13 protein-coding genes and 2 pseudogenes are annotated in these 10,585 nt (G+C 68.0%); 6 read left to right on the forward strand and 9 right to left on the reverse strand.

Going from position 1 to position 10,585, the window contains the following annotated elements; translation table 11 throughout:
• Positions 1-231 (reverse strand): annotated as a pseudogene (gene murB / locus ABW137_RS29310) (UDP-N-acetylmuramate dehydrogenase); the annotation flags it as partial.
• A gap of 2 nt (positions 232-233) precedes the next feature.
• Here murB and ABW137_RS29315 point away from each other — a divergent pair.
• From ABW137_RS29315 to ABW137_RS29330, 4 genes are read left to right on the forward strand one after another with little or no spacing between them, the layout of a single operon-like run.
• Entirely contained in the window at positions 234-740 is a 507-nt protein-coding gene (locus tag ABW137_RS29315; protein ID WP_526405325.1) for a DUF2505 family protein, read from the forward strand.
• 32 nt (positions 741-772) lie between these two features.
• Entirely contained in the window at positions 773-1,552 is a 780-nt protein-coding gene (locus ABW137_RS29320; protein WP_526405344.1) for a class I SAM-dependent methyltransferase, read from the forward strand.
• Between the two features lie 28 nt (positions 1,553-1,580).
• Complete coding sequence (locus ABW137_RS29325) at positions 1,581-2,405, forward strand: carbon-nitrogen hydrolase family protein (protein WP_526405327.1); 825 nt, start codon at positions 1,581-1,583, stop codon at positions 2,403-2,405.
• A complete protein-coding gene (locus ABW137_RS29330; protein WP_526405329.1) occupies positions 2,402-3,532 on the forward strand; it encodes an LmeA family phospholipid-binding protein in 1,131 nt (376 codons plus the stop codon). The genes ABW137_RS29325 and ABW137_RS29330 overlap by 4 nt, the downstream gene beginning before the upstream one ends.
• A gap of 20 nt (positions 3,533-3,552) precedes the next feature.
• Here ABW137_RS29330 and deoC read toward each other — a convergent pair whose 3' ends face one another.
• From deoC to ABW137_RS29360, 6 genes are all read right to left on the reverse strand, one after another.
• The gene (deoC, locus tag ABW137_RS29335; protein WP_526405331.1) at positions 3,553-4,266 is read right to left on the reverse strand and encodes a deoxyribose-phosphate aldolase; all 714 of its coding nucleotides are present in this window, start codon (positions 4,264-4,266) and stop codon (positions 3,553-3,555) included.
• Entirely contained in the window at positions 4,266-4,772 is a 507-nt protein-coding gene (locus ABW137_RS29340; RefSeq protein ID WP_526405333.1) for a DUF2599 domain-containing protein, read from the reverse strand. The genes deoC and ABW137_RS29340 overlap by 1 nt, the downstream gene beginning before the upstream one ends.
• 4 nt (positions 4,773-4,776) lie before the next feature.
• Positions 4,777-5,067 carry a DUF2516 family protein gene (locus tag ABW137_RS29345; protein ID WP_526405334.1) on the reverse strand — a complete coding sequence of 97 codons (291 nt, stop codon included), beginning with the start codon at positions 5,065-5,067 and terminating at the stop codon, positions 4,777-4,779.
• A gap of 50 nt (positions 5,068-5,117) precedes the next feature.
• Positions 5,118-5,726, reverse strand: coding sequence for a heparin-binding hemagglutinin (locus tag ABW137_RS29350; protein WP_526405336.1), 609 nt, complete (start codon positions 5,724-5,726; stop codon positions 5,118-5,120).
• A 59-nt stretch (positions 5,727-5,785) separates the two neighbouring features.
• Positions 5,786-6,178 (reverse strand): helix-turn-helix domain-containing protein, encoded by a 393-nt coding sequence (locus ABW137_RS29355; protein WP_526405338.1) that lies wholly within the window; start codon positions 6,176-6,178, stop codon positions 5,786-5,788.
• An 89-nt stretch (positions 6,179-6,267) separates the two neighbouring features.
• On the reverse strand, positions 6,268-7,587 hold the full coding sequence (locus ABW137_RS29360; RefSeq protein WP_526405340.1) for a DUF445 domain-containing protein: 1,320 nt from the start codon (positions 7,585-7,587) through the stop codon (positions 6,268-6,270).
• 105 nt (positions 7,588-7,692) lie between these two features.
• On the opposite strand from ABW137_RS29360, the gene ABW137_RS29365 reads away from it, so the two are divergent.
• Positions 7,693-8,397 carry a TetR/AcrR family transcriptional regulator gene (locus ABW137_RS29365; RefSeq protein WP_526405345.1) on the forward strand — a complete coding sequence of 235 codons (705 nt, stop codon included), beginning with the start codon at positions 7,693-7,695 and terminating at the stop codon, positions 8,395-8,397.
• Between the two features lie 4 nt (positions 8,398-8,401).
• Positions 8,402-9,259 carry a polyphosphate kinase 2 family protein gene (locus ABW137_RS29370; RefSeq protein ID WP_526405342.1) on the forward strand — a complete coding sequence of 286 codons (858 nt, stop codon included), beginning with the start codon at positions 8,402-8,404 and terminating at the stop codon, positions 9,257-9,259.
• Positions 9,260-9,280: 21 nt separating this feature from the next.
• On the opposite strand, the gene ABW137_RS29375 is transcribed toward ABW137_RS29370, so the two are convergent.
• Together ABW137_RS29375 and ABW137_RS29380 are read right to left on the reverse strand one after the other, a co-directional pair.
• The gene (locus ABW137_RS29375) at positions 9,281-10,138 is read right to left on the reverse strand and encodes a 3-hydroxyacyl-CoA dehydrogenase family protein (RefSeq protein ID WP_526405347.1); all 858 of its coding nucleotides are present in this window, start codon (positions 10,136-10,138) and stop codon (positions 9,281-9,283) included.
• Between the two features lie 78 nt (positions 10,139-10,216).
• Positions 10,217-10,585, reverse strand: a pseudogene (locus ABW137_RS29380) (isocitrate lyase); the annotation flags it as partial.

Here is a 10,585-nt window from a genome sequence, read left to right on the forward strand (position 1 = left end):
GTCGTCGGCGAGCACGACGTTCGATCCACCCGCGAGCACCAGCGGCTTCACCCCGGCGCCGTCGAGTTCGCGCACCGCGGCGACGATCTGGTCGGTGCTCACGCAGGTGATCACCCGTCGCGCCACCGGTCCGACCCGCAGCTTCGTCAACGGCGCCAGCGGCACCTCTTCGGTCACCGCCGCGCCCGCGAATTGCGAACCGGCCCCGCCGGGTAACGGTAGCCTGGCCAGCTATGCCGAGATCATTCGACATCGCCGTCGACTACGAGGGCACCGTCGAGCAGGTCCACACCGCGTTCAGTGATCGGCAGTACTGGCTGACCAGGCTGGCGGATTCCGGGGTCGACGACGCGTCGCTCGATTCGTTGCGGGTCGACACCAGCGGTGGAGTCACCATCGCGACCACCCAGGTGTTGCGCAGCGACCGGTTGCCCGCGGTCGTCGGGCAGTTCCACAAAGGGGATCTGCGGATCGAGCGACGCGAGACGTGGAGCCCCGTCAGCGGCGGGCAGGCGTCGGCGACCGTGGACGGGGCGATCACGGGGGCGCCGGTGTCGTTGAAGGGTGCGGCCACCCTGCGCACGGCCGGAACTGGTGCGCGCCTGGAATTTCACGTCAGCGTCGAGGTCCGGATCCCGCTGGTCGGCGGCAAGGTCGAAGGCCTGATCGGCAGCCAGCTCGTCGACCTGGTGGTCGCCGAACAACGGTTCACGACCACCTGGATTGCCGAGCACCCCTGAGCACCGGCTCCCCGGGAACACCGCGGCGCCCCATCGGTGCGATCACCCGCGGTACGACGGGCCGCAACCGGCTCCGCCGTTGCGATCGCTGGCTGGTGCACTCGCCGCGGGTCCGCGACCTGCTCGGCTCAGTGGAGCGCCCGTTGGTCGTCGACCTGGGCTATGGCGCGCTGCCGGTGACGACGCTGGAACTGGCGACGCGACTGCGCACGGTCCGCGCCGACGTGCGGATCCTCGGCCTGGAGATCGATCCACAGCGGGTGGCGGCGGCCCAATCCGCCGCTGTCCCAACACAAGTCGAGTTCGCTCGCGGCGGCTTCGAACTGGCCGGGCAGCGGCCGGTGCTGGTGCGGGCGTTCAACGTGCTGCGGCAATACCCGGCCGAGTCGGTACCCCAGGCGTGGGCGACGATGCAGGCCGCGCTGGCGCCGGGTGGGCTGATCGTCGACGGCACCTGCGACGAGCTGGGCCGCCGGTGCTGCTGGGTGCTGCTGGACAGCGCGGGACCGGTCAGCCTGACCCTGGCGTGTGATCCGCACCAGATCGAGCGCCCGTCCGATCTGGCCGAACGGCTGCCGAAGGTCCTCATCCATCACAACGTGGCGGGCCAACCCATCTACGAGATGCTCACCGCCGCCGACCGCGCGTGGGCGGCCGCGGCGGGGCACGGGGTGTTCGGGCCGCGGGTGCGGTGGCAGGCGATGCTGACGGCGATGCGCGAGACCGGCGTCGCGGTGGAACAGCCGCGCAGGCGCCTGCGAGACGCGGTGCTGACCGTGCCGTGGTCGACGGTGGCGCCGCTGACCTCCTGACGGGACGGGGCGCGCCTAGGCTGGCGGTATGCGGATTGCCCTTGCGCAGCTGATGACCGGTACCGACGCGAAAGCCAACCTGGAGCTCGTCGAGGAGTACACCCAGAAGGCCGCCGACGACGGCGCCGCCCTGGTGGTGTTCCCGGAGGCGACGATGTGCCGGTTCGGGGTGCCGTTGAAGCCGGTCGCCGAGCCACTCGACGGGCCGTGGGCCTCGGGAGTGCGGGCGATCGCCGACGAGTTCGGCATCGTGGTGGTCGCGGGGATGTTCTGCCCCAGCGAGCACGATGGGGACGGCCGAGTCACCAACACGCTGATCGCGACGGGCCAGGGCGTCGACGCGCACTACCACAAGATCCATCTGTACGACGCGTTCGGATTCACCGAATCACGAACGGTCGCACCGGGTTACGAACCCGTGGTCATCACCGTCGACGGAGTCCGGGTCGGGCTGACCACGTGCTACGACGTCCGCTTCCCCGAGCTGTACGTCGAGCTGGCCGAGCGCGGCGCCGAGATCATCACGGTGCACGCGTCGTGGGGGTCCGGGCCTGGCAAGCTGGAGCACTGGACGTTGCTCGCGAGGGCCCGCGCACTGGACTCCACCAGCATCGTCGCCGCCGTCGGCCAGGCCTACCCCGGCGACGAGATCGCAGCCGTCGGACCGACGGGTGTTGGCGGCAGTCTGGTCGTCTCCGCCGCCGGTGACGTGTTGGCCTCGGCGGGCGCTGACCCCGAGCTGGTGGTGGTCGACGCGGCGCTCGACGACGTCGTGACGGCGCGCGAGACCATCGCGGTGCTCCGCAACCGCAGCGGGTTCGCTCAGTTCGGTAGGGCACAATCGCAGGCGTGACCGATCCCTCCGATCCCTGGGCCCGTCCGGCGAATCAGGCTCCGCCGAACCAGCCCCCCGCGGCAGGTGACCCGTCGACCCAGCAGATCCCCAAGGGCGGTCAACCGCTCGATCCGCCCACCACGCGCTTCCCCCCACGCGCCGAGCCACCCCAGGCTCCGCCGCCCCAGCACGACGCGGGTCCCGCATGGGCGTCTCCGCCGCAGCAGGCGCCGTGGTCCGACGCGCCCCCTTCCGAGCCAGGGGAACCGGACGAGCCCACGTCGGGCAGGTTGCGGCGCTTCCTGCGCGACCCGCTGTCGATCGTCCTGGTCGTGGTCATCGTGCTGGCGCTGTCCGCGGCGGGCCTGATCGGCGGCGAACTGTACGCCAGACACCGTGGCAACGAAATCGTCACCGAGGCCACCAAGTGCATCATCAAGGACGACGCCACCGCCTCGTTCGGCGGTGCGACGCCCTTCCTGTGGCAGGTCGTCACCAAGAACTTCGGCAATCTGACGATCGACACCGCGGGCAATCAGATCCTCGACGTCAAGGGGATGAAGGCCCAGGTCGTGATCAACGACATCCGGCTGCAGGACAGCGGCGACTCGAAGGGCACCATCGGTGCGCTGGACGCGACGATCACGTGGTCCAGTGACGGCATCAAGCAGACCGTCCAGAGCAGGATCGGCGACCTGGGCGCCACCCTCGACGGTGTCATTCAGCAGTACCTCGGCCAGATCCCGTTCCTGAGCAACATCCTCGGCGGCACCCTGGCCGGTGGATTCCTGGCCAAGAGCATCACGATCAAGGACGTCAAGACCGACCCGGCGGCGGGCAGGGTGCTGGTGTCCTACGGCGCGGGCGGCTCGCTGGTGAGCGGAAGCCTCAGCGTCACGCCGGTGGTGGACAATCAGGAGCTCTCCCTGCAGGTGAACGACGTGATGCTGGGGGGCCAACCCGTCCCGCACGAGCTGCTGGAGGATCCGCTCAAGGTGTTCACCCAGAGCCTGACGGACAATCTTCCGCTCGGCATCAAGGCCAAGAGCGTTCAGGTCACCGATACCGGGGTGATCGCTGCGTACGGCACGCAGAACGCCACGATTCCGACGGGTCCCGAGAATCCCTGCTTCGCGAACGTGTAGTGCGGCAGGGCTTTTCGCTGCTAACCGGCAGCAGGCGGCAGGCCATCGAGGACGGTCCGCGTCCCGGACAGTCCGAGCCGCGTGGCACCGGCGTCGAGCATGGCGATGGCGACGTCCGCCGTGCGGATCCCGCCGCTGGCCTTGACCGCCACCGTCGGACCGACCGCCGCGACCATCACCTCCACCGCGCGGACCGAGGCGCCGCCCGCCGGGTGAAACCCGGTCGAGGTCTTGACGAATTCGGCGCCCTCGGCCGCCGCGGCCCGGCACACGTCCTCGAGCAGTTGCTCGCCGACGAGGTCCAGCAGCGCGGCGGACTCCACGATGACCTTCAAGACGGTGTCTGGGACGGCGGCTCGGACGGCCGCGATGTCGGCGCGGACGGCGTCGAGGTCACCGGTCACGGCCGATCCGACGTCGATGACCATGTCGATCTCGTCGGCGCCTGCCGCGACGGCGAGCGCCGCCTCCCGCGCCTTGATCTCCGAAACGTGTTTGCCGGAAGGGAATCCGACCACACTCGCGACGGCCAGGACGTCGGGGCCTGCCGTGTCGACCGTGCGGGCGGCGGTCACCATGGTCGGTGAGACGCACACCGCGTAGACACCGAGATCCCTGCCCTCCTGCACCAGCACGGCGACGTCGACCTCGGTCGCCTCGGGCTTGAGCAGGGTGTGGTCGACCATCTGCGCGACGGCGTCGCGGGTCCAGATCCGTTGTGCGCCCGCGGCCATCAGAACGGCTCCTCGGTGCCGCCGGGATTGCAGCGCGCGGCGATCATCGCGTCGTCGTCGACCTCGGGTCGCCACGGCTCCAGATTCCAGCTGGTCTTGCCGGGCTGAGCCTTCTCGGCGAAGACCCAGTGGCAGATGAACTGTTGGCGCATGCCGGGCAGGTCGGCGTCCGGTGACAGCGCCAGCACTTCGTTCCACGCCTCGTCGCCCTGAGCCTCGTTGTTGAGTTGCGCTGCGGCTGCCCGGCCCGCGGCGGTGGGGTACACCCGCAGGCTGGACAGGTCGCCCCAGTGGACCCAGTCGGCCCGCTCGACGTAGGGCGGACCGGGAACAGCGAGCGGAGCGACGGGGAATGGGGTCCAGGCGAGCGGAGCGACGGGGGATGAAGCCCAGGCGAGCGGAGCGACGGGGGATGAAGCCCAGGGCTCGGCGGAGGCGGTCGGGGCGAGGGTCGCCCCGAGCAGCAAGACGAGGGCCGCCGTCACGGCGGTGAGGAGGGGGCGCATCGGGCTATCGCGACTTGCCTTGGACTTCAAGGAGCCTCGGCCGGACGTCGACCAGGTAGACGCCAACGGCGCAGGCGGCGATCGCCGCGCCGACGGGGGCGCCGAAGTCCGGGATGCAGGCCAGCAGGCCGGTGCCGCCGAGGATGGCCAGCCAGATGGGCTTGGTCTGCTTCTCGGCGGCGGTATAGGCGTCGGGGCGCTGCATTGCCGCATTGATGAAGGCGTACAGGCTCGCAAGTACGACGACGAACTGAATGGCGAGAAGGATGTAACCCGCCAGGACTTGAAGCTGCACGCTCCAAGCCTAGGCGGGTTACGTCCCTGCAGTCGACTCGCCGGTCGACGTTACTTCTGGGTGACCTTCTTGGCGGGCGCCTTGGCCGGGGCCTTCTTGGCGACGGGCGCCTTCTTGGCGGGGGCCTTCTTGGCGGCCTGCTTGACCGGGGCCGCTGCGGACTCGGCCTTCTTCGGCAGCTCGACGCCGACCAGCTTGGCGGCCCGCTCACCGACGGCGCGGGTCTGCGTGGCGACGGTGCCGAGCGCATCCTGCGTCAGCTCGACCGCCTGGTCGGTGACGCTTTCGACGCGGTTGGCGGCGTCTTCGAGGGCGGGCTGGCTGCGCAGGCGGGTCAGCGCCTCCTCGCCGCGCTCGACGAGCTTGTTGTACTGGGCGGTGGCGGCGTCGGCGTAGCCTTCGGCGGCCTTGCGCAGTTCGTCGGTGCTCAGTTTCTCGCGCAGTTCGGCGACCTGCGTGGGCAGCTCTTCCTGCAGCTTGGCGATCTGGGCGCGACGCCCCTCGGCGCGAGCGCTCGCATCGGTGCGGGCCTCTTCGGCACGCTCACGGAGGCTGGCGACGATCTCGTTCACGGTGGCCAGCGCGAGGTCGGCCGCGCCAACGGCGGCGAGCAGCGGAGCCTTCAGGTCTTCAACGGTGGGCTGAGTCTTCTCGGCCATGTCTTGTCATTCCCTTCGAATGTCGTCTTCGGTGTGGCTAATCAGCAGTGGATCGGATGTCAGTCAGTAGCTGGCTCCTCATCTCCCGTTTCGTTCTGCTCGCAGAACGACGTGTAGATGTCGAGCAGCACCTGCTTCTGCCGCTCGGTGATTGCGGTGTCCATGACGATCGCGTCACGGACCTCGCTCGGCTCGCTGGGCTCGAGAAGTCCTGCCCTCACGTAGAGGACGTCCGCGGAGACTCTGAGCGCCTTGGCGATCTGGTTGAGCACTTCCGCGGATGGCTTCCGCAATCCCCGCTCGATCTGGCTGAGGTAGGGGTTGCTGACGCCGGCCTTCTCGGCCAACTGCCGCACCGAAACCTGCGCAGCTTCGCGCTGGCTACGGATGAAGCCTCCGATGTCCTGTGCAGCGGTGGATACGACTGCGGCAAGTTTGTCGTCTTGCGACATGTTCATCCCCCTCTGCACTGGGTATGCGATTGCTTCGAACCCAACCGTAAGACGGGGTGCTAGCTATTGCAAGCGCCTGCTAGCGCAGGTCAGGGGAGCTGACTCACTAATTGCGCGACTGAGAAGATGATCAACCCCGCGAGCGAACCGACCACGGTGCCGTTGATCCGAATGAATTGCAGGTCACGGCCGACGTGTAGCTCGATCCGCTTGCTGGCCTCGTCGGCATCCCAGCGTTCGATGGTCTCCGTGATGATCGCTGTGATCTCCGTCCCATACTGCGAAACCAAGTGCTGAGCCGCCCGCACGATCCAGTTGTCGACCTTGTCGCGCAGGTTCGCGTCGTCCCGGAGCGCCTCGCCGATGTGCACGACGGAGTCGGCGATCCGGGTGCGAAGCGTCGAGTTCGGGTCGTCCACCGACTCCAGGAAGATGCGCTTGGCCGTGGCCCACGCCGTCTCCGCGGCCCTCGCCACCTCGTCGCGTGCCATGATCTGGTCCTTGACCTTTTCGGCGCGCGCGATCGTCGCCTCGTCGTTCTGCAGGTCCTCGGCGAACTCGAACAGGAACTTCGTCGCCGAGCGGCGCAGTTCGTGGTCGGGATTGCGCCGCACCTTGTCGGTGAAGTCCATCAACTCACGATGAATCCGGTCGCCGACCAGGCTGTCGACCCACCTCGGCGTCCACGTCGGCGAATCCCGCTCGATGACGCGCTCGATGATCTCGTCGGCGTTCAGCGACCACTCGAACGCGCGGTCCGCCAATAGCTGCAACAGCGCTTCCTGGCGGTGCTCCGCCAGCAGGCTGGACAGCACCCGCCCCACCGGCGGCCCCCACTGGGGTTGCGCGATGCGCTTGACGATCATCTTGTCGAGCACCTGCTGGACGTCCTCGTCGCGGAGCATCTCGACGATCACGCGCAGCACCGTCGACGCCTCGGCGGCCACGCGTTCGGCGTGCACCGAGTCGGCCAGCCACTTGCCAAGCCGGCTGGCGACCTCGGCGTCGCGCAGCTTCGTCTCCACCACCTGCGGCGACATGAAGTTCTCCCGCACGAACGTGCCGAGCCCCTCGCCGAGCTGATCCTTCTTGCGCTTGATGATCGCCGTGTGCGGGATCGGGATGCACAGCGGATGCTTGAACAGCGCGGTCACCGCGAACCAGTCGGCAAGCGCGCCCACCATGCCCGCCTCCGCGGCGGCCCTGACGTAGCCGACCCAGCCCGGCGCGTCGTGGGCCTGCGCCCACGTGCACACCAGGAAGACGACGGTCGCGCCGAGCAGGAAGCCCAGTGCGACGAGCTTCATCCGGCGCAGGCCCCGACGGCGTTCGGCATCTGCCGCGGAGTCGACGCCGACGATCGATTCCGCAAAGCTCGCCCGCTGTTCGGACGTGGAGGTGTCTGCCACGCCTCCATGTTCCCCCATGACGGCCGTACTCAACCGTCCCAACAGGCCCGGTTACAGATAATCGCCGTACTATCGAGGCGAACTAGGGAACGGATCTTGGCAACAGTGGCACAGCAGACTCCGGCGGCGACCGTAAAGACGGACGGCCGCAAACGACGGTGGCATCAACACAAGGTTGATCGCCGCAACGAGCTGGTGGACGGCACCCTCGAAGCCATCCGCCGACGCGGCAGCAACGTCAGCATGGACGAGATCGCCGCCGAGATCGGTGTCTCGAAGACGGTGCTGTACCGGTACTTCGTCGACAAGAACGATCTGACCACCGCGGTGATGATGCGCTTCGCGCAGACCACCCTGATTCCGAACATGGCCCGGGCGTTGTCGTCGAACCTCGACGGTTACGACCTGACGCGCGAGATCATCAGGGTCTACGTCGACACGGTGGCGGCCGAGCCGGAGATATACCCGTTCGTGATGGCCAACAGTTCGGCGCCCAAGAGCAAGGCGGTCGCGGACTCCGAACAGATCATCGCCCGCATGCTCGGTGTGATGTTGCGCAGGCGGATGTCCTCGGTGGGGATGGACACCAGCGGCGCGCAACCGTGGGCGTTCATGATCGTCGGCGGTGTGCAGTTGGCCACCCACTCGTGGATGTCGAACCCGCGGATGAGCGCCGACGACCTGATCGACTACTTGACGATGCTGTCGTGGAACGCATTGCGCGGCATCGTCGAAGTGGGTGGGTCACTGGCCAGTTTCAACTCGACGCCGCATCCGTCCCCGAGGCTGCCCGCGCACCTGCTTGACTGAGCAGATGGTCGATGCCCCGTCCCTTTGGACGCACCAGCCGCATTCCCATCTGGAGTTCAAGGCAGGCGAGAAGGTCGCCGACATCGATGCCAATGCCACGCCCGGCTTCCGCGGCTCCAAGTCCGATGCGCCCGAGCTGCAGGAGGAGCGCAACGGCCGGTTCGCCGAGCTGCAGGAGATGCTCTACGCCAACAGCCGCAGCGGCGACACCCGCAAGGTGCTGCTGGTACTGCAGGGCATGGACACCGCAGGCAAGGGCGGAATCGTCAAACACGTTGTCGGAGCTGGCAATCCGCAGGGAATCCGGTATGCGAGCTTCGGCAAGCCCACGGCCGAGGAGCTGTCGCACCACTACCTGTGGCGCATCCGCAACGCCCTGCCCGCGGCGGGGCACATCGGAGTGTTCGACCGGTCGCACTACGAGGACGTCCTGGTCGTCCGCGTGCACGACCTCGTCCCGCCGCACGTGTGGGGCGCGCGGTACGACGAGATCAACGCCTTCGAGAGGGAACTCGTCGACGACGGCACGACGATCGTCAAGGTGGCCATGTTCGTCTCGCTCGACGAGCAGCGCAAGCGCCTCGCCGAACGCCTCGAGCGGCCCGACAAGTACTGGAAGTACAACCCCGGCGACGTCGACGAGCGCGAGCTGTGGCCCAAGTACCAGGAGGCCTACCAGGCGGTCTTGGATCGCACGTCGACGGACTTCGCGCCGTGGCACGTGGTCCCCTGCGACCGCAAGTGGTACTCACGGCTGGCCATCACCGAGTTGCTGATCGAGGCGTTGGAGCGCCTCGACTTGTCTTGGCCACCAGCCGATTTCAACGTCGAGGCAGAGAAGAAGCGGCTCGCGGAGGCCTAGTCTGCGGTCTCGGCGCCGCCGTCAGTAGGTGTAGAAGCCCTTGCCCGACTTCTTGCCAAGATGACCCGCCTCGACCATCCGCTGCAGCAGCGGAGGCGGCCCGTACAGCGGCTCCTTGAATTCCTCGAACATCTTGTCCGCGATCAGCTTCAGCGTGTCGAGGCCGATCAGGTCGGAGAGCCGCAGTGGCCCCATCGGATGCGACAGGCCTGCGACGACCGCCGTGTCGATGTCCTCGATGGTCGCGACACCGGCCTCGGCCATCCGCACCGCGGACAGCAGGTACGGCACCAGCAGCGCGTTGACGACGAAGCCCGACCGGTCGGCGCAGCGGACGACCTGCTTGCCGAGCACCTCGCTCGCGAACTTCTCCGTCCGCGCGAGCGCCTCTTCGGTGGTGACCAGCGTGCCGACCAATTCGACGAGCGGCAGCACCGGCACCGGGTTGAAGAAGTGCAGCCCCAGCACCCGGCCCGGATTCTTGGTCGCCGCCGCGATCTTCATGATCGGGATGCTGGAGGTGTTCGACGCCAGCACCGCGTCGGGGTCGGTGATGACCTCGTCGAGTTCGGCGAACACCTTGGCCTTGACCTTGTCGTCCTCGACGATCGCCTCGACGACCAGCTGTCGGTCGGACAGGTCGGCCAGCGTCGTGGTGACGCTGAGCCGGCCCAGCGCTTCGTCGCGTTCGGCCTCGGTCAGCTTGCCCTTGGAGACGCCGCGCTCCAGCGACTTGACGATGCGGTCGCGGCCCGCTGTCACCAGCGCCTCGCTGGGCTCGTAGATCCGCACGTCGGCGCCCGCCCGCAGCGACACCTCGGCGATCCCCGCGCCCATCTGTCCGGCGCCGACGACGCCCACTCGCTCGATATTCGTCACGCTCAACGTTTTACTCCGTCTCCAATGTGCGTCAGGCCCCGCCCAAGGGTTCTGGGCGGGGCCTGCGCTGTCAAACTCCTAGTGGAACTGGCCCTCTTCGGTCGAGCCCGCGAGCGCGGTGGTCGACGAGGTGGGGTCCACCGTGGTGGCGATCCGGTCGAAGTAGCCCGCGCCGACCTCGCGCTGGTGCTTCGTGGCGGTGTAGCCACGCTCCTCGGCGGCGAACTCGCGCTCCTGCAGCTCGACGTAGGCGCTCATCTGGTTGCGGGCGTAGCCGTGGGCCAGATCGAACATCGAGTAGTTCAGGGCGTGGAAGCCGGCCAGGGTGATGAACTGGAACTTGAAGCCCATCGCGCCGAGCTCGTTCTGGAACTTCGCGATGGTCGCGTCGTCCAGGTGCTGCTTCCAGTTGAACGACGGCGAGCAGTTGTAGGCCAGCATCTGGTC

This window comes from Mycobacterium sp. (assembly GCF_040509115.1).
Taxonomy (GTDB): domain Bacteria; phylum Actinomycetota; class Actinomycetes; order Mycobacteriales; family Mycobacteriaceae; genus Mycobacterium.